The organism is Microbulbifer mixtoriginis (SeqCode), assembly GCF_052466765.1.
In genome coordinates, this window is record NZ_CP174289.1 from 1,463,651 (window position 1) to 1,484,574 (window position 20,924).

15 protein-coding genes are annotated in these 20,924 nt (G+C 33.2%); all 15 read right to left on the reverse strand.

The window, feature by feature from the left end; translation table 11 throughout:
* Positions 1 to 578: 578 nt before the first annotated feature.
* Positions 579 to 1,442 carry a class I SAM-dependent methyltransferase gene (locus ACJJIV_RS06385; protein ID WP_252084750.1) on the reverse strand — a complete coding sequence of 288 codons (864 nt, stop codon included), beginning with the start codon at positions 1,440 to 1,442 and terminating at the stop codon, positions 579 to 581.
* Positions 1,443 to 1,600: 158 nt separating this feature from the next.
* Positions 1,601 to 2,296, reverse strand: a complete 696-nt coding sequence (locus ACJJIV_RS06390) for a CatB-related O-acetyltransferase (RefSeq protein ID WP_286037004.1) — start codon at positions 2,294 to 2,296, stop codon at positions 1,601 to 1,603.
* A 114-nt stretch (positions 2,297 to 2,410) separates the two neighbouring features.
* Positions 2,411 to 3,187, reverse strand: a complete 777-nt coding sequence (locus tag ACJJIV_RS06395; RefSeq protein WP_252084749.1) for a sulfotransferase — start codon at positions 3,185 to 3,187, stop codon at positions 2,411 to 2,413.
* A gap of 27 nt (positions 3,188 to 3,214) precedes the next feature.
* The gene (locus ACJJIV_RS06400; RefSeq protein ID WP_444891155.1) at positions 3,215 to 4,930 is read right to left on the reverse strand and encodes a heparinase II/III domain-containing protein; all 1,716 of its coding nucleotides are present in this window, start codon (positions 4,928 to 4,930) and stop codon (positions 3,215 to 3,217) included.
* 9 nt (positions 4,931 to 4,939) lie between these two features.
* On the reverse strand, positions 4,940 to 7,099 hold the full coding sequence (locus ACJJIV_RS06405) for a glycosyltransferase (protein ID WP_444891156.1): 2,160 nt from the start codon (positions 7,097 to 7,099) through the stop codon (positions 4,940 to 4,942).
* 3 nt (positions 7,100 to 7,102) lie between these two features.
* A complete protein-coding gene (locus ACJJIV_RS06410; RefSeq protein ID WP_444891157.1) occupies positions 7,103 to 10,417 on the reverse strand; it encodes a glycosyltransferase in 3,315 nt (1,104 codons plus the stop codon).
* A 64-nt stretch (positions 10,418 to 10,481) separates the two neighbouring features.
* Complete coding sequence (wecC, locus tag ACJJIV_RS06415; protein ID WP_444891158.1) at positions 10,482 to 11,762, reverse strand: UDP-N-acetyl-D-mannosamine dehydrogenase; 1,281 nt, start codon at positions 11,760 to 11,762, stop codon at positions 10,482 to 10,484.
* 48 nt (positions 11,763 to 11,810) lie between these two features.
* The gene (wecB, locus tag ACJJIV_RS06420; protein ID WP_444891159.1) at positions 11,811 to 12,956 is read right to left on the reverse strand and encodes a non-hydrolyzing UDP-N-acetylglucosamine 2-epimerase; all 1,146 of its coding nucleotides are present in this window, start codon (positions 12,954 to 12,956) and stop codon (positions 11,811 to 11,813) included.
* Positions 12,957 to 12,983: 27 nt separating this feature from the next.
* Positions 12,984 to 13,451: a hypothetical protein gene (locus tag ACJJIV_RS06425; RefSeq protein ID WP_444891160.1), complete on the reverse strand. Its 468-nt coding sequence runs from the start codon at positions 13,449 to 13,451 to the stop codon at positions 12,984 to 12,986.
* A 260-nt stretch (positions 13,452 to 13,711) separates the two neighbouring features.
* The gene (gene rfbA, locus ACJJIV_RS06430; RefSeq protein WP_444891161.1) at positions 13,712 to 14,623 is read right to left on the reverse strand and encodes a glucose-1-phosphate thymidylyltransferase RfbA; all 912 of its coding nucleotides are present in this window, start codon (positions 14,621 to 14,623) and stop codon (positions 13,712 to 13,714) included.
* Between the two features lie 107 nt (positions 14,624 to 14,730).
* Positions 14,731 to 16,374, reverse strand: coding sequence for a polysaccharide biosynthesis/export family protein (locus ACJJIV_RS06435; RefSeq protein WP_444891162.1), 1,644 nt, complete (start codon positions 16,372 to 16,374; stop codon positions 14,731 to 14,733).
* Between the two features lie 76 nt (positions 16,375 to 16,450).
* Positions 16,451 to 17,065, reverse strand: a complete 615-nt coding sequence (locus tag ACJJIV_RS06440; protein WP_444891163.1) for a KpsE/RkpR family capsule polysaccharide export protein — start codon at positions 17,063 to 17,065, stop codon at positions 16,451 to 16,453.
* 64 nt (positions 17,066 to 17,129) lie between these two features.
* A complete protein-coding gene (locus tag ACJJIV_RS06445) occupies positions 17,130 to 17,675 on the reverse strand; it encodes a hypothetical protein (protein WP_444891164.1) in 546 nt (181 codons plus the stop codon).
* 37 nt (positions 17,676 to 17,712) lie between these two features.
* Positions 17,713 to 18,372: an ABC transporter ATP-binding protein gene (locus ACJJIV_RS06450; RefSeq protein WP_252084739.1), complete on the reverse strand. Its 660-nt coding sequence runs from the start codon at positions 18,370 to 18,372 to the stop codon at positions 17,713 to 17,715.
* Complete coding sequence (locus ACJJIV_RS06455) at positions 18,369 to 19,115, reverse strand: ABC transporter permease (RefSeq protein WP_444891165.1); 747 nt, start codon at positions 19,113 to 19,115, stop codon at positions 18,369 to 18,371. Before ACJJIV_RS06455 ends, ACJJIV_RS06450 begins: the two co-directional genes overlap by 4 nt.
* Positions 19,116 to 20,924 lie beyond the last annotated feature (1,809 nt).

The following is a 20,924-nucleotide window of genomic DNA, read 5'->3' on the forward strand; positions in this document are numbered from 1 at the left end:
CTTGCATTAGGGATAGGTTAAATTATTTAACTAAATTTATTACGATGCCCTAGAAAATATATTTTTATCAATCTAGGAGGAATCATTTTGATCTTAGCAAACTAATATTAATATTTTTTAAATATTAGAAACTTGTTATGATGAAATACTTAAGCCCCCAATAACTCCGAGTTTTTTGTGTGCTTATTTAAGGGTTAGTTTAACAATTTGTAATGACACCCCATAAGTCACCCTTTGTGTCTTATACATATGCCGGAATGAAAGTACACAAGTAATGTGCCTGACCAACGGTATATCCTCAAAACTCTGATTGGATCGGGACTCTCGACTCACCGTCGTGATATTTCAAAGAAATTCTTGTAATCGCTCTGTAAACTTATCATGTTTCGTTAGACTGAAAATATACTATTGTTAAAAGTTGCTCAGCTAATAGTGACTCTTCCGTATCTCTTTCTAGATTCTTAAAGTCACTAACTGAACTCCCGCCACCAATTACACTCGGTTTCTATGGATAAAAAAATCTAATTCGTTCCACTAAAAGATATTCATTATGAGTGTTATATTTAAATAAACATCAATCAAAGGTTTGATTGTTTAAAAAAAGACATATTTCTTTCGAGAGATTTTAGGTACTTAGGATCATTTTTTGTGAAATTCTTCAGAAATTGTGAACTTAAAGAATCTTCTATATTATTTAAATTCTTCATGCGACCCAATCCCTTTTCTAAAGTTAGGTATTCCAAACTAAAGTTATGGTCTTTTACCCAGCGCTCGCATATGGTCTTCTCTTCTTTACGAATAGTATCATCCATCCAAACTTCAGCCCTGCTGGTCAACTTATTGAAAAGAGCAGGTAGCGCTGGGTACCGACTATATGGACAAGTAGCTCCCGGTGGTCCATCTATCCAAAGCAGATCAATATTATCAATTCCATCAAATAGAGACAAAGGATACCAGTGGCAAGGACTATTGGAATCGTCAGAGTTTAAATGTTTACCGCTCCAAAGTTCTAAATCACCAACTCTTAGATCAACCCAAGATTGTAAATACTCAACCTCGAGTGTAGATAATGTTTGAGCTCCATAATTATCGCTATGCTCAATAGAAATTAACTTACCCACTCCATTCTGGCGTAAAGCATCAGCAATGACCAGTGTAGAAGCACCGCTGCCCAACTCAACGACTATAGCTGGACGAGTAGACATAATATGTGTATGTAATAGAAGCAAAACGTCGGGAGATGCAGCCCATCCACGTAATGGTGGTAACTGCCCCTTAATTGACAGGCGTTTCTGAAGCCAGCTAAGGCTTTCAAGCTGAGCGTAAACACGATTCTGAACAGTTATTAAGTCTCGTGTAAGCTTACTAGCATTGTCTTTTCCTGATTGAATAATTTTCTCTTCAATACTTTTTAATATGGTATCAAGATCATCCAATTTCATTCTCAACTGTGAAGTTATTTTTTAGAATTACTTATAAATCAAGAAATATCAATATTCAAAAGTTATTACAATAGTAAACAGAAAATCCATTTGAAGAAAATCAATTATAACACATTTTTTAAAAGATAATAAAGATTAAACCAAATAGAAAGAGCGTTTTATGAAATATGATAGGTGTCATAGTTTTTGAAATTATTTTTATTTAAGGCATTTAAGACCATCAAGCGATCTTGTAGTTCCAAATCCTTTGTTTCTAATAAAATATCTTTAGAATATTCCCACCAAAGACTATCCAAAACTGATGAAAATAGAGATGAATCGATCCTGTATTTTATATGTCTTGCTGGTGAACCAGCAACTACGCTGAAATTACTAACATCTTTAGTAACAACAGCATTTGCTCCAATGACCGCACCTGTACCAATCCTTATCCCAGGTAAAATTATAGCTCCATCACCTACCCATATATCATTTTCTAAAATTACTGGACTTGTTGGTGTTTTTTTTGATAACCCCGGATAGGTTGTTAAATTTTTCATGGAGTGAGATCCTGCGCCAATGGTTACACGCCTACCAATAGAGCAATATCTTCCTATAAAGCATTGTTTTAAGTATCCACCCTCGCCTATGTAAGAATGTGCACCGATAAATGACCTAAATTGACCTGTTAATACTAAGGCGTTAAGCCTCACAGATTCTTCAAAGAAAGCATTCTTTAGCGCCTTTGGGCTTTTTATATTTATATATTCACAATCTAAGCTATCAATATATGTTGAATAATTTTCAGGTATGTTCGGTAGTTCCGATAAAAAAAGGGCTAATTTATCAAACAGTAAAGAGTTAATTGCATGCATAAATCTAACCCTCACTATAGAATATAATATGAATTAAATGTCGAGTTTAATTAAATAGTATATCATAAATCTAAAAGAGTAAATATCATTGACAATTAATATCCATAATAAATATCAAGAATTTTCTGATTCAAGAAATTGATCTTCTATTTTTTTATACTCATGACAATTCGAAATAAATTCCTCCTCATCAACTGTAAGCTCTTCCACCGGAGATGAGTCTTTAATAACTTTTTTTACTTTTTCAAGTGTGTTTTGAGGAGAAATTCTATTAATGCATTCGATAAAATCTGCATTATATTTGAGTTTAAGAATATCGAAGATTGGGCGATAAACTTCAAATGGTTGTAATTTGTCGAGCTTGTCAACATTTATGAAAATTATTCTATCTGGATACTTCTCCTTTATTTCTGTATAAATTCGATAGCTATTCTTGTAGTTTTCAAAAAGATCTTTAAATGGCAATTTATTCCATTGTATATTTTTTAAATTCTTTATACTTCTTAAAACATCGTAGGCATTTCTTGCACAGTAAATATAGATTGGCTTATTTATAGAAAATATTTCTTCATAGGTTTGATAATGTTTTTCAGCTCTAGGCGTCTTATTCCCAATAATTACTGCCTTATGTGATTTTTCTATTTGGTCAAATGTACAACGAAGAGTCCAATAATTTTTAACTAGCAATTCTTTCCGCAAAGGAATTGAATCTTCATCGACACGCTTGCTTAAGAAAGAAGAAATCTGTCGATTAGCAAGATTTAACAACATCTCTACATTGTAAAATTCATCTGTTATACAAATGTCAGGATGTACATTAAGCACTGTTGCACACATTCGTGTACCGCTTCTAGGATTACCAAAAATAATTACAGGCGGAGAATTTAACATTACGCAACTCCTTGAGAGTCATGCAAATTAAGAGTTAATAAGTGAAATATAATAATTTAAATCAAGCTCAATAATTTTTTCAGATTTTTTTAAGTAAATTTTTGAAGAGGATCTAGATTCAATGGTAATATCTAATTCGTCTTTTTCGCCTAATTGAACAAGTGTTAAAAAATAATCACTTTTAGTTTCGAATACAATACGTTGGCTTGGATGTTTTATGTTAAAATTTTTTGCGTAAAATCCTGGTTGAATAGAGCCAGTTGCTCTTTGCTCTGGGATATTATCTGGTTCATTAAACTGAAATTGTTCTATTCGACAGACTCTGACGCCGTTTATGTCAATTAAATTAGCGTGAATCCCATCTATAGACGCCTTAAAGCAAGACCCTACATGAAAAAACTGCTCCATGCTTTGATGCACTCCATCCAATGTATCATAAATTAAAAATATATTAGGTTTCACCCAAATAATCAATCTGTCAATTGTGCATGACTGGTAGTCTGATATTTTTGCTAGTGCTATTTCGACTTCATTTAGATTACGATATCCAATTATTTTTGATCGGCCAATATTGCCCTGATAGTTTTGATTTTCTTGAGAGAGATTGATCTCAATTATTTCTTGATTTTCACCTTTAGGGCATACTGTATTGTGAAAAGATGTTTTTTTTATTTCTATTGAGCTATCTGTTTTTTCATAATTTAAAAATCCTGGATCAATAAAAACATCCTGACCTTTATAAAAGAGATTAAAGGCCCCATTATCACCATGTTTATGGACATGAGTTTTATAACCAGAGCAAAAGTAGGCCCAAACAGTATCATCCGGATCTCTAAATATCACTTTATTTGCATCTTTCAAATACTTACTTGAAAGGCCTTGTGATATTTTATATTTAACACCAGCATGAGTATCCCCGATGGCAGGGACTGAACCATCAGGTCTTGCAATGAGCATTGCATATGCCGAAGCTTTTTCTAAGACACAAGAGGCTAGTTTATATAAATCTGTATCTATGTAAGCTAAAGGGTCAATAACTTTCTCTAAGAAACTTAATAGCCAGAAATGATAGCCAGGGCTATTTTCAACATGGACACCATCAGAGGTAATATCTCTAGAGATAGAATGGTTCAGGCGAGCAATTAAATTAAGCTTATAGCTTGCTGGGTAATTTATGTGTTCACCATCAAGAGTATTAATAAGGCCTAATAATGAAAGATCCATCATCAGTCCGTGATTGTAGTGGCTATAGTTTTTAATATCAGATAAGTAATCTCCATTTTTAATAAGATTTTCAATAAGCTTATCGGAAATGTTTTTACCTGCATGTCGCATGCATACTAATAAATAACATAGAGATTGTGTTCTATTTGAAAATGCATGATCTCCATGCAAAATTTTTCTCATTTTTTTATTTATTTTTTTAAAACCTTGTGCTTCCCATCGATAAAATCCGTCAACTAATTTAAGCGCATTATTTAGGTATATCTCGTTCTGTGTAATCTCATACGCATTAAGCAAATATGAAATTGGATAAAATGCGTATATATAGAGAGAATAGGTACTTTGAGCTGATGTAAATCGCGTCCACCATAAATCATTTAAACTAGTTACAGAGATATTTGGCAAAGTGGGGAATACTTTAATATTATTTCTAATTATTGAATCCGCAACCTGAACAGTGTCTTTTGTTATTGGGGTCAATCTAATTATTCTTTCTGAATTAAAAAAATTAAAATTCATTTCAAAACCTCAAAATAGTGAAATTAGCCTATCAGAGTTTAATTTATGGCAAAATTTTCTTGTATAATTCTTCTGAAGGTTTGAATCATGGCTTTTATTTTTCTTTATATAATTACAAGCGGTGCTAATTGTATTGAAAATATAATTGCTATTATATATGTATTCACTCCCAGGCCAATTTAACAGAATCGGTGTTGAGCCAGAGGCCATACCCTCAGCAACCGACAAGTGAAAACTTTCATTATCGCTTACAGATAGAATCCAGCCAATTTTTCGAAGCCATTCATCAATTGGCCCAAATCCTTCGAAGATGACATTATTCATCCAGTTATTTGTTTCAATTCTTTTATATAGCTGCTTGTAAAAAAATAATTCATTTTTTTTTGCTTTAGAGTGCATCCATGGATATTCTTCTGGCCTTTTTCCTTTTATAAAAAGTTTATATCTATTATCGTTTTGGTATAGATCCTCAAAAATATCTAAAGCTCGATCTAGTCGTTTAGATTGAGGCACATCCCCTATCATACCCAAATTAAATTCTGAACCAGACAATTTCGGCTTGTCAAGAAATTCCCTGTCAATCATATTAAAGATCATTCTGCATTTATTTCTAGCAAGAGAATATTTTTCTACCATCAGCTCATAATAATAGGGTGACACGAAAATATAAAAATCTATATTTTCATGATTACATCTTTTAAGATGTTCAGTTTTTAACTCTTGAGCGTGGACACGTGTAATAAGTTTTTGTCCTTTTTTCTTGTTTTTGGAATACCAAACTAAATTCCCTAGTCCCCATTCACAAAAGATTACATCAGCCTGATTTAAAAGATCTAGGCTCTTTTCTTCATCATGCTTTTCATGGCTTTCCCATTTATCAACTAAAACAATGAAATTTGTATTTTTTTTAACCTCGTTAATAACAAATTTGGCAAATTTCAAATCATGTCCAGTTATCAAAATGACTTTTTTATCATCCTTAAATGTCAGTGTCTCTCTAGCTTTTTCGGCATTATGTTTACATGAATAACTTTCTGCCTCATTCTTATCTATTATGTAACGTCCTTTAATCATGCCATACATTGCATCAGCAATCCCTTCAATATTATCTTCGCTGAGGGACGCACCTCCCAACTTAGAAAGTATATCTGGGACATAACCATTCTTCATAGTAACAGCCAATACAGGTCTTTTGGCACCAAGGTAATCAGCTAATTTTCCTGGAAAAAATGGACTGTAATCCAGACCTTGCTCACTAAATTCTGCATCGCGTAAAAGTAAGCAATCTGCCTTAGTCATCAAAGTAAGGCTTTTTAAATAATCAACAGTTCCTTTAAAACTCACGACCTCTTTAAGGTCATATTTCTCAGCAGCCTTAATAAAAGAGTCATTGGCTCCATAGAAGTCAATTTTAATTCTTCCTTTTAGATTGGGATGCTTCTGTAGTAAGCGTTGTGCTCCGAGCATAAATGGTTCAGATGTTCTCTTAAATTTATAAAGCATTCCGATATGCATGAAGCGAAAAATGCTTGTTTTTTCACCGGCTTTATTCTTTTTCTGTAATTCCTTTTCATACATTCGCTCATCAAAACAATGTGGAAGAACAAAAAATTTACTTTTTTTAATTGATTTAGTTTGTGAACTTAAAACTATTTTTTGCTGATATGGATTCGTGACAATAATGCGATCTGCTTTTTGTAGGACTTCCTCTTCTAGTTGAATATCCTCTTTGAGCATGGGGAATTTGTATGAATGGTTATATGGATTTGCAGCTATTGGATCCCCGAACGATGCTATCCAACGTAATTGAGGATTAAGATTTTTAATGGCCATTGCAGCCATATGTGAAATATTCTCATGTGAGTGAGAGAGTAATACTGAATAATGGTTGTGATCTCTTAAGATTCTATAATAATCAATTACTCTTTCTACAAAGTACATTCTTGATTCAGTATTTCGTGCATCTTCCGAGGGTACCGTTACTTCGTATCTATTAAAGCAACTTAATGAGTAATTAAACATTCTCTCGTTGTCAGGTTTCTCATCTCGGTAAGCCTGAATTACATCAAATTCAAAACATGTGTCTTTTAAGCGTTTAAATAAATTGAACGCTGATGAACTCTTATAGGGAGGGAAATGCCAAGATATCAATAATATTTTCTTCTTCATTTTTTAAAGATGCCCCCAATAGATAAAGTCCTCTAAGGCTTCCGGAATAATGTTATCTTTCATGTCAGCTTTTAATACGTTTTCAGTGTTGTAAAAACTATTTTCTGAAGGATAAAACTTCTTTGCAAAATCCATAGCATAAGTAATAGAATGAGAAGACTGGTTTAAGTAATGATAAGCTGATTCAAAGTTTTCTAGTTGAATAAATAATTTTTTATTTTGAGCTGTTTGTTCTTTAAATATTTTTTTTGCCTGATCTATTTCTTTTTCACTTTTAGCTGTCAAAGCCAACGTGGCATCTGGATATGAAATTTTCACGTCTAAACCAATTAAATTACATAATTCTTGGATACGATGGCCATAAGTGTGAGATCTCATAACTCTTCTAACTCCACAGCGTGAAAGATTTCGGTATTCATCTGGAGACCTTTCTAACTCCCCAAGTTGACTAGTAATTGTTTTGTTATTCTTGGGCATGATAACAATATCACCAAATAATTTTCTAACACCAACTGAATCATTGCTTATAACTGGTGTACCTGAAGCTAGCGATTCATAAACTCTACGGGCAAACATTGTTTCCGAATCTTGAACCGAATTAATATTTACTTGATATTTATAACCTTGGTGAGCTTTCCAAACTTCAGAAGGTATTAAATTTCCAATAATATTTTTTTGATATTTTTCTGGGAAAATGAATTTTTTGATATTTTTTCCAAAATTTCGATCAAAAATATCAAATTCTAAGCCTGCGTTTTCTATTTGATCAAATATAAATTTAAAATCGGAGCATCGTTTAGGTTTATCCTCATAGTATGACCCAGCAAATACTGTTTTAGCTTTTCTTATGAGAATACTTCGTGGGTTATGAATTTTCGGCTGTGCAGCAAAAGAGAGTGGATACACATCAATACCATAATCCTTCTTATAAATAGGAATCATATTACTATCTGTAGTAATTGCCACATCAAAGAGCTTAGCAATAGGGCCGAATTTTTGATAGTGAGGTGGATCCTCTTTATTCCAAAAAATTGTAGGAATATTTTTCTTTTTGCAGAAAGTAAGTAGTCCACTAAGCTTTTTTCCAGCTCCGCTACCCTTACTAAGGGTTCCCCAATTATTGTTGTTTCCTTTCCAACAGCTTTCAACTAAAAGAAAATTAGGATGATTCTTTTCTAATTCATAAGCCCAATTTTCTTGTGTTATCTTTATTAAAATAACCTCATGCTCTAAACATTCTGTAGTAAATTCATCCAGTATACATGCGACAACTAAATCTTTAATTAAACGCTTATGAGTAGGTTCATGAACAATTGCTGGAGGCATAGGCTGACGCTTTAAGAACTCTTTCTTACGAAGCATTTCTGCTGCTATGTTATAGCATCTACCAAGAATACGTATATCAATATGTTCGTCTGACTTCAAACCAAGACTTGCAACGGATATTGCCACACTCGCGACATCATCAGGAAGATTCAATTTGAAGATTTCTTTTACATCATCCTCTAATGAGTTATTATTTTTATTCAAATATCGAAAATGTTGATCAAATGCAGCAGCAATTCCAACCCCAGGAATACGCTTAATGATCTTTTCAAATTGATCGAAAAATTGGAAGAGAACTACGGCTTTACGCGTAGTTTGAGAATTACTAACATGATATACAATCGTCGAAGATAATTCTAGTATTGATCCATGTATAGGAATTTTTATTTGAGCAACATCTTCTCTTGTGTTTTCTTTTAGTCTAATTGTTTTTTCTTTAATATACTGAGCTTCATTTATTAATTCTTGTTTTTCATTTTTATTTTCAGTATATTTATTTGATGGTCCATTTGGAAATTTTTCACTCAACCTATTTGTAATTGGTTTAATGTTTTTTAAATAAGAATTAGATCGATTTCCATTAAAGTCAGCTCGTAGTTGATCTTGATTGGCCAGCTGAAAACTTATGTTAGAAGAAGCTCCTTCTAAAGTTTCTAATTTATTTTCTATTCTTTTTTCAAGCTGCTTTACTTCCTCCTCTCTATCTTCGTAATTTCGTGAAGACTTAACACATTTTGGCTGAAAGTTTTTGGTCTTTAACTCCGAAACTAACTCTGAGATATAATCTTTTAATAATGGAATTTGATTCGTATTTGAATCAGGTACATTTAATGAATTGTGGATGCATTTCACTAAATTATTGATATTTCCGGATTCAAATACAGTAATATTTTTATTTTTCCCTACAATTTCATTAAGTGGTACTACATCTGATACTACAAGCTGCTTCCCAAATGCAATGGCTTCTGCAACCTTTATCGGTGAAACTAGTTCACATACGGCTAATTTTTTACGTGGAATTACAACTGTATCGATAAGTGCATAATAATCAGCAACCAATTCATGTGGTACTCGTCCTACCTGAATAAACCAAGATTCATTGGAAATTCTTTGTGGTGTTGATATCGTTTCATTTACTGGTTCATAATCTCCTACAAGTAGTAATTTGATTTTATCTTCTTGGATTCTTAACTTTTTACAAGCATCAATAAGTAAATCTATTCCTTCATATGAAGAGAAACTACCAATATATCCTACAACCTTGTCATCATCATTTATTCTCAGCTTAGCCCTCAAATTAGAAATACTTTGCCTAACTTTTGGAACCTCACTTATACAGTTAGGTACAATAGATATTTTATTATTGTCCAATCCACGTTTTGTAAGCTCGGCTTTCATTCTTTGGTTTAAGGTAAAGATTTTTACTGCTTTACTACTTACAAAAGAATTACGATCTGCTTCTATTTGAAAATCCAAAGTTTTTTCAAAACCAGGTTCTCTGGCTGCTTTTGAAAGCTCCCAAAATCCTCTTACCTCATTATAAAAAGGCAATCCCAGTGATTTAGAGACAATCCATGCTGGCAAGCCGACCGTATAATCTGAAGCTGCTAATATAATTTCTGGCCGATAAATGCTAAAAAGTTCTGAATAACAAGCCACACTTGCTTCAAGTGAAGCTTGTTCATTGTTAGGAGGTATGTCATTTTTCCATCGGCTATGAATATATCTTACTCCATTAATTGCAACCTCTGGATTAATTGAGCCTTTTTTTACCCCCAACTCCCATGGTCTACCAGGGCGAACAAAGCAAAGAGTTTCTAATCCATTTATATTTAATGCTTTGGCTATCGCTTGTGTTCGTATTGAATAACCGTTGCTAGCATAACTTTGTCCGTGGCTGACTACATAGGCAACACGACCTTGAATAGGTAAATACACATCCTTTATAAGACGACTAGCAAGATCTTCAGCATGTTTTAATAATACATCCATATTGAGTTCTGCCCAACGGTTTGAAAGTTAGAGGGATCAAACACTTTGCTGTATTATTAAATAGCTAGCTAAGAAGGCCAACTACGTCGATAATATTATCTTTCTGATCGAATTTATTTACTAATTTTTGAAATTCATTGTGCTTTACAAGTATGCAAAAAATATCTGCATTCATTAATGAGTGATCTAAAGAAACTAGTTCAACATTTTTATTGGAGAGATTTTCAGGTAAAAGTTGGATATTAGGCTCAACAATTTGTAAGTTACAGTCAAGATTTGTGATTCCCTCTGCAATCATTAAAGCAGGACTCTCTCTAAGATCATCAATGTTTGGCTTAAAGGTAATTCCCAAGCAAGCAACAGTAATATCTCTGCTAGTGTAGCCGGGATTCTTGACTCTTATATTTTTTAAAATAACCTCCAACTGATTCAATACCCATTCAGGTTTACAGTCATTTACATCACGTGCTGTACGAATGAGTCTTGATTCAGCAGGACATGATTGAACAATAAACCAAGGATCGACTGCTATACAGTGTCCTCCTACGCCAGCACCTGGTTGAAGGATATTGACTCGGGGATGCCTATTAGCAAGAGATATCAATTCCCATGTATTGATATTTAATTTGCTGCAAATAACTGATAGTTCATTTGCGAATGCGATATTTAAATCCCTAAAACTATTCTCTGTAAGTTTGCTCATCTCAGCGGTACGTGCTGTAGTTAACAAGCATTCACCTCTAACAAAAATCTTATATAGGCTTTCTGCTGCTTCGGAACATTTTTTTGTTAAGCCACCTATAACACGATCGTTTTCAACAAGTTCATGAAGGACATTCCCAGGCAATACTCTTTCTGGACAATAAGCAATTCTTATATCGGATAACTCTCCATCAGCGTGCGGAAATGTGAGATCAGGGCGTGCTTCGGCAAGCCACTCCGAAATTTTCTCTGTTGTACCTACTGGAGAGGTTGACTCAAGTACAATTAAATCACCAATTTTTAATAAAGGCGCTAGTGATTTCGATGCAGCCTCAATATATCCTAGATCTGCTTTTTTATCTTTGACTTTTGACTCCTCAATAAAAGGAGTAGGAACAGCAATTAAAAATGCATCAGCAGATTGATGTTTAGTCGTTGCATGTAAATATCCGCTAGATACTGCCTTCTGAACAATTTGTTCCAGGCCCGGCTCTATAATATGTATATTGCCTGAGTTGACAATATTTATAGTGTCTTGATTAATGTCAACACCGATTACGTTAATTTTTTGAGTTGCTAGCATAGCAGCTGTTGGTAATCCTATATACCCTAAACCAACTACTGAGATTTTTTCAAAGTTCATAAATATCCCTATTTGAACAAAAGTGTCTTTTTAAAATAGCTTTTTAAGCTATATATTTAATCTTTTGAATTTTTTTTCAAAATCAGCTAACACATTAATTATTTTTTTTGATGCTTGACCATCCCCATATGGATTATGGGCAAAACTCATTTTATTATAGCTGTCTTTATCAGTAAGTAATGTAGATGTTTCCTTAATAATAACATCTACTTTTGTTCCTACTAATTTTACAGTTCCGGCTTTAACAGCTTCTGGTCGTTCTGTTGTGTCACGCATTACTAGTACAGGTTTACCTAGCGAAGGAGCTTCCTCCTGAATTCCACCAGAATCTGATAGAATAATGTATGATTTATTCATTAGATAGATAAATGGAAGATAGTCTAAAGGCTCTATCAGGAAAATATTCTCTACGTCATTTAATAGTCGATTAACAGGTTCCCTTACATTTGGATTTAAATGTAAGGGATATACTATTTGTACATTTCTATGTGATTTCGCAATTTCCAAAATGGCTTGACAAATACGTTCAAATCCGCCACCAAAGCTTTCGCGTCGATGCCCAGTTAATAAAATTAATTTTTTATTGTCATCAAGGAAATTAAATTCATTATTAAATTTATCATATATCTTCTTATCTTCATCTAATTTTCGTACTACTTCTAACAAGGAATCTATTACTGTATTGCCAGTAACAAATATTTTCTCAGAGCTTACTCCTTCATTTAGAAGGTTTTTCCTTGAATTTTCTGTTGGTGAAAAATGAAGGTCTGCTAAGGCACCTGTTAACTTCCGATTTGCCTCTTCTGGCCATGGAGAAAATAAATTTCCGGTTCGTAGGCCTGCTTCTACATGACCTATGGGGATTTTTGAATAATATGCTGCAAGACTTGTAAAAAAAGTTGTTGCCGTATCACCATGAACTAATACAATATCAGGTTTTGCTTCTTCAAGAATCTTATGCATACCTTGAAGTATTCCTACGCTTATATCAGTTAAGTTCTGACCAGATCTCATTAGATCTAGGTCATAATCAGGAATTAATCCGAATAGATTGAGTACCTGATCTAACATTTCTCTATGTTGAGCTGTTACACAAACTTGAGTATTAAATCTTTGATCAATTATCAGTTTTAAAGCTAATGGTGCCATTTTAATAGCTTCAGGACGAGTTCCAAAAACAATGAGTACCTTCATTTAAAACCTTCCTTACAAATACAAGATTCAATTTTTTTCATCTATGATTTGATATTCAAGCTCTCTGCATCGTCTGACATACTTTTCAAGTAAACCTTGAGTTTTTTTTAATTGATTTTTAAACTCTTCATTTAAATTTTTTTTTTCATTATCCGTCTCAGGAAAAAACAATTTATTAGTATCAATATTCAAATCTTTTTTTGTAAGAAAATTTTTCTCTTTTACTGCTTGCACTTCCCTTCCTTCTCGTTTTCCAAATCGGAGATAGTGGATAAGTGGATTTTCATTTCTCAGAGCTACATCGGGATATTTATTATGGTAACCTACTCCACAAAATAAAGATGATGGACTTCTTCCCATTCTCCACCCATATCGTAGATAATGTTGCTCTGGTGTTATCTCTATACTCTCAACATCTGAATGTTGTGACAAATACCATTCAGGGTCGAATAATATTGAATTCTCAAGTAGCTTCACCTGATACTTCTCATCCATTTTTATACCATTCAAATTAAATATCTAATTTGTTAATTGCCTTACTCAAAAACTAAAAATTACTAAGGGATTTGAATAAAATGATTTCTATAAACTTAAATCATAATTAATAAGCTAAATATAAAGTTTTAATTTAAAATATTTAGTTAACCTGAATTCAAACTCTAAAAAAGTTAATGCAACTGGGGGACCCTGTTCAACTATTAATAATAGAAAAAATCTTATGTTAATTTTGTTGTATTTCATGATATCATTAATGTTTATACGAAATTATGATCTCTTTGTGCGTCATTCAAGATACGCATCAAATATTCACCATATCCACTTTTCATAAATAATTTAGCTTGAACTTCAAGCTCATCAAGTGAGATAAAACCTTTACGAAATGCGACCTCTTCAGGGCATGCAATTTTTAATCCCTGACGACGTTCAATTGTTTGTACGAAGTGTGCCGCTGCGAGCAAATTATCATGCGTTCCAGTATCTAACCATGCAGAACCGCGGCCCATTAACTCTAGACTAAGTTCACCTCTTTCAAGGTATATTTTATTGAGATCCGTAATCTCCAACTCTCCACGATCACTTGGCCTGATCTCTCTGACTAAATCGCAAACATTATTGTCATACAAGTATAATCCAGTAATAGCATAATTTGATTTTGGTTTATTTGGTTTTTCCTCAACACTTATAACTTTTCCATCTTTATTGAATTCAGCAACTCCATATGCGCTTGGGTCCGCAATCCTATACCCAAAGATTGTTGCTCCTTGAATTCTTGAATTAGCTCTCTTTAAAAGTTCACTAAATTGATGAGCATAAAAAATATTATCTCCAAGAATTAGCGCGCAGGGACTGCTCTCTATATGATCCTGTCCAATTATAAATGCTTCAGCCAAACCATTAGGTGAAAATTGCTTGGCGTAACTTAGATTAATTCCCCACTGAGATCCAGTACCCAAAAGTCCCCTAAACAAACTTTGATCTTGGGGGGTAGTTATAATTAATATTTTTCGTATTCCAGCCAACATTAAAGTTGTTAACGGATAGTAAATCATGGGCTTGTCATATACTGGCATTAATTGCTTGCTGATACCTTTTGTTAATGGATACAGACGGGTACCAGTACCACCAGCCAGAATAATTCCCCTTCGTTCGGTATCAGTTTCAGCCATAATTCCTCCATCAATCCTTGAAATTAGAAACAGCTAAATTTCTACAGTAGTATTTTGAATATTTTCTTCAAAGAAGTTATTTAAAAATAAGATATTCATGTTGTTTTTCAGAATGATAGTATGGCCGCAGTCCCAACTGCTATACGATATAAAATTTCCGTAACATCTTTAGTTACCTGTAGTTCACTTGAATTAATTTTTGGCATTACCATTATTTCATCCCCAGGACGCAATCTATTTCCAAGTTTATTATCAAAGTCTCTATTATGAACTCGTGTTATCGTCCCGTCTAAATGTAAAATAATCAGTTCGTTACGGTTTGCATTATTGGCAAATCCACCTGCTAATTCGATATAATCTTCTAATGTATATTTTTTATGATACACAAGTGAAGTTGGAAAAATTACCTCCCCAACTATAGATATGGTTGATGTTTTCAGAGGTACAGTTATTTCATCACCATCTTCAAGTAACATTTTTCCAGCATCTGGGTTATTAGCAATTACTACCTGCCCTTTTGGAATGACTCTTCGAGCTTTTTTTATGAAATTTTGAATCATTAAAGCGTTATCTTTCTGAGCGTCTTTTTCAAGATCAGTTTTCGGTTGACGAGTTAAAACTTCCATTTGTAAAGCATCTAGTGATCTATCCAATGCAACCTGTTGTTTTTCAGCAACACTTTTTCGATATAACTGAATAGAATTTTGATCAGCATTTTCACGAAATTTTAATTTTGTCATCAACATTTCAAGTGTTGCGCCATATGGAAGCACATAAGTAGCGGGGCCATCTAATTCACCAGAAACAATTACTGAAATCGATTGAATATCATTATCGCGGACTAATTCTACAATTGCGCCTGGGTAAAGGCGTGTTGTCATTGCATTAGTTAAGGGTTGGTAACTTGCTTGTTTGACTCCATCAACTACCTGAGTAATACGAGCAAAATTTGCAAGAGGATCTGGCTTAATAACTAATAACATCTCTCCCAATTGAGTATAAGGACCGATAAATTCTAGTTGAGCCGACTGTTGAACTGCACCTTTAACCGTAACAAATCCTTTTTTTCCACCAACTACTATTACATCACCATTTCGCAGCTGTACGGCAGGCATTATCCCATCTACAATAAAACTATATAAATTTATTTCCTGTATTATTTTGTCCCTTCGAATTATCTTTATATCGACAAAACTACCACTTTGTGAACTTATTCCTTCAGCACTATCCAAATAATACAGAATTGAATCCGAACTAAAACCATTGAATAAACCAGGATTATTTACATACCCTGTCACAAACACTTTAACCGGCTGACTTGCTTCCAAGTTCGCATAGGCTTGTACATTATTTTTAAAAACACGCTTCACATGGCGTAACACAAAATTATTTAAGTCGCCATTTTGTACTCCAGCTACATGAACCGGTCCTACTTCTGGTACAAAAATATTTCCTTTTGGATCAACAGTTAAAGTTGCGCTAAAACTATAAGCGCCCCATAATTGAAGATTAATCTGATCCCCAACCGTGATTCTGTAGTCCGGGTTGAAACCATTAAATGGCTGGTCCTTAAATGTTCCCTGAAATAAAGATTGACCAAAAATTGGTATCTCATTTTTTGGTGTGGGCTGAGAATCTATACCATCTACTAACTGGGTTTCTAGTGCAAAAGCCAACCCATGACCCAAAATGATCAGTAAAGTTATTATCAGGGATAAAATATTTTTCTTTACTCTATTAATAGGTATCATGATTCTACAAGGCTTCCTTTATAGCTATTGAATAGCTCAACATATTGTTCGATAATGAAAACTCAGCCTATAAATTTTACATACGATGATCTCGAATACTGGCTGACAGCATAATTCCAACACCATATAATAAGAATAAAATCACCGTTAGACTTACTAAATTATATATTTTATGTGGGTACTCAGCCTCCTCTGCCAATGAAGGCCGTGTAATTACTATCAGATGTTTCAACTTACCAGAAGCTTCCATTCTTGCACTTTCCAAAGCTTTTAGTGATGCGGCGTAAGCATCAGTAGCAAATTGTAGATCTAATTCAAGATTCTGAAAGTGTGCACTTAGAGTATTGAGTCGCTGTTCACCTTTCTCGTCACTTATACCAACCAATCGAACTTTCTCTACTTTAATTTGATTTTCTAAGGCGCCAATTTCAGCTTGAATTGATATTATTTGTGATGAATCAGTATTTAAGTAGCTTTTGGCGGCTGTTAGTTTAGCGCGCTCTTCTGCTAATCGTGTCTCTAATCCTTGAATAATACTGCTTATCCCTTTCGTTAACTCTTCGGGGCTAACTAAATTATTACTATTCTGAAAATCTAGGATGTCTTGTTTTATATTTCTCAATTTTCTTTGAGAGAGTTCTACTTCATTATTTACGAAGTCAACTTGTTTATTGGCTAGTTGATTACTCAAAGCATTAACGAATAATTCTGATTTTTGTATTACAGTCTCAACAAGAATACGAGCGAAGATCGGTTCAATAAGCTTGCATCTCTATTGAAATTATACCATTTGTCTCATCATGACTAACATCTACATAATTTCTATAGTATTCTAAATATTCTTCTTGTGTTGCATCCGAAGACAAACGGGAAAATACGTCATACTGATTACTTTTATAGTAATTTTTTAATCCTAATTCCCTATCCAGATACAAGGCCATATCAAGTGACTGGATATAGTTTACAACTAAAAATGTATCTTGATTATCAACTCCTATACTAGGTATAAGAAAACTAATCCCCGTTGATGATCCTTGAGATGACGCTGTATCTTTAACAATTAATTGTGTAGTACTTACAAAACGATCAGTTACCCAAAATAAATAATACCCACTCACACAAACGATGGGTACTATTACAATCAGAGTAAAGCCATAATACCAAGGTAAATGTAATCTATGTTTATTTTTTATTTTTAAACTTTTTATTTTTGAAGAAATATTCTTATACCAAGAAATAAGTAAATTAAAGTATATGTTTTTTATTGCTCCACCAGTTTTTATTAAGCACTCTTTTAACACTCATATTTAAACTTTAAGTTTTATCATTTATGAAAATTTATACACTATTTTGGTAAATGCTTATGGCTTCATTTATAGATTGACAAATTCTAACCTTTCCATTTTCAATGTAGATTCCTACCTCACAATTTTTCTTTAAAACTTGAGTCGTATGAGCCACAATAATAAATGATGCTTTTTTTCTTTTTTCTTTAATTATATCTTCACATTTTTTTTTAAAGTGTACGTCCCCAACCGACATAACTTCATCAACTAAATAAACATCAAATTCTAGGGCGATACTTAGGCCAAATGCTAAACGCGCGCGCATTCCTGAGGAGTAACTTTTAATTGGTAAATCAAAATAATTGCCGATTTCAGAAAACTCTTGCACATAATTCATAATTTTACATTTATCTTTTCCCCATACACCATGAATTCCGCAAACAAAAGCCACATTCTCTCTGCCGGTCATACTTCCCTGGAACCCGCCAGAGAGCCCCACTGGCCATGAGATTCTCTTATCTGTGATTACTCTACCGGAATCTGGATAATCAATCCCCCCCATAATTCTAAGTAACGTAGACTTACCAACCCCATTGCGCCCTAAAATTCCAATATTCTTGCCCTCAGGAAAGATCGCATTAACATTTTTAAAAAGTGTTTTCCTTTCGTTTTTTGTTTTATACGATTTTGTGAGATTTTCAAGCCTAATCATTGACTACGTACCAAGTCTTTCCAGAAAGCACGATATGTCAGAAGACCTAAAGCAAGCATCATTATTGATGAATATATTAAATATTTAAAATTTGCAAAAATTCCATGATAGCTTTTAAATAAACTTTCTCTGGTTAATTCTATGATATGTACTAATGGGTTCCAAACAAGGTAGCTGTGATATTCTGAAGGAATTTGTTCAAGTGAAAAGAATACTCCTGAAATGAAGTAAAGAGGTCTTACAATCAATGGAAGAACTTTAGACATCTCAGGTAATTTCTCACCAATGACCGCTAATGTCAAAGATAACCCAAAAGAAAAGCATAAAAATAAAAAATTTACCTGAATAAGTAATAGAAAATCTCCAAATTCAGCTCTAATACCAATCCAAGATAATAAAGCTAATAGCGTAAGCATGCATAAGATATAAATAAAAAACTCTAATAATACTCTACTCAAAATTGCATCAAATGGTCGTAACTGACGATAGTTAAATAATCCACGATTTGATGATACAGCAGCAATTCCTTTATAAAAGCAGTGACTAAAAAATAAAAAAGGTGCAATTCCTCCCAACATAAATAAAGTTGTCGGAATACCTGGATAAAAGTTCCTATCAAGGAAATTAAATATTGCTGCCAGCATTAAAATATGAAGAGCTGGCTCAAGTAGTATCCAAGCATAACCCAGTCGCCACTTACCAAACCTTGTATTCATCTCACGAACGAGAAGTGAGTAGATCACATCTCTCTGGATCTTCCATTTAGTTCGATTAGATGTAGGAATTTTTATGCTCATATACTAGCGACTAGTCTCTCGTACACTCTTATTATTTAGAGTTATGCTAAAGTTATACGTATATATAGCGAATATTCCTGATAATGCCACTTAAAATTTTAAATTGGCGCCATAATTATTATGGTGACGTCTTTTGGCTCTTTTTAATGAAAAAATCTATCCTCACTAATTATTTAAAAAAGTTCACTATCATTAATTTCAACATTCATGTTAATTTTTATTTTCTTAATAAAATACTATGATTACATTGATATTCAATTGAATTGGTGTCTGTAATAATATAACAGACCTTATCTTTTATATCTTTCGTGGATTTATTATATCTAGAAGTTATGAACAGGAAATAGCAACTGCCAAAGCTTATAATAAATTTTTCATTTTAGAATGTTCTTTTATTGTAAGCTTTCCTACATTCAAACTACCCGCAAACGGGATAGATTATACTAGGAATGAAATATTGACTAAGTTTTATTAATACAGGTTATCTAAGGCCAAATATAACAAATTACATTGAAAAATACTTTTATCAGTTTTGATGAAGCACTCTAAACCTAAAACATAATGTGTCAGAATTTATCTGACAATTACAAATACTTCAGAATGTGTTATGTCAAGTCAGATTCGGTTGATACGTTTTCTTTCAGACGGCCTGCCCATCTTCAACTGTTACTATCAATATGCAGCACAACACTTTTAGCTTGATAAGTGCGATTAATATTATAATAGATAGACCATTCGTTTAAATTTTTTTCCTCTGTTGACCGATAAATATTTCAATATAATGATGGTTGGTAGAACTCTTGTAAAATAGTTTTATGGAATCTTCCATCGATACACTGGTTTGTAAATGGCTTGCTGTATATATTTCATTCATACTTAATAGCCGTGTTACACTAGATTGTAACAATATTCTGTTCTACGATCATTCAGGTAACATAAAACTATAAGATAATGTATGGCATAAAATGGAAATACAATGTCCTTCAGAAAGTCCTAAAAAGTAATTTGTATTTCGATGGTATACAGCTTGCAATAAATTTCTGTTAAAAAAGAATCGATATAGCCTTGCTGTTAAAAATGGCAAACTCCTTAAACTTTCCTACATAGAAGACATCCCGCGAGTCTAGATAGACTGGATGGTGAGTTTCAATTTCCCCTCAGGCTCCACCATGATGTCGCTATCTATCCGAAGCCTGATCCTGCTACTCCGTAAGAATTGGCACCTCCTGAGTACCTTGGCTTAAAGCGTCTTTAATCACAATTGAGACTTAGCCAAGTCATGCCACAGCCAGGTATTAAAAACCCCAATAGAGTAAACAAATACACTGCCTTTAGGCAGTTCATTGGAAACGTATAGTTTTCCACAGACAAGTTCTTACAAAAAAGACAAAACGCTAACTTCAATAACATAGTTTGCCTGATTTCTATGGTTGGGTACCAGCAGATTCATCTCAAGAAGAGTATCTACACCAGCAGTTTAAGCATAGAGCGTAAAAGTCATTTGATATATTAAGCATATTCCAAGCTTCGTAGATGTTCCCATATCTAATTTAACAATCCGATTTTTAGTTAATGTAACGATCATTAGTAAGGATCATGAGGTTTATCCTTAGTTTGTTTTTAAACGCACATCAAAACAATAAATTATATTTTTATAGAAGGATCTATCAGACATGGTCTAAAATAATAGAAGTTATTTATATGGCTGCAAGATAATTTTCTTGCAGCCTTGAGGAGTTGAAATTAATATTATAC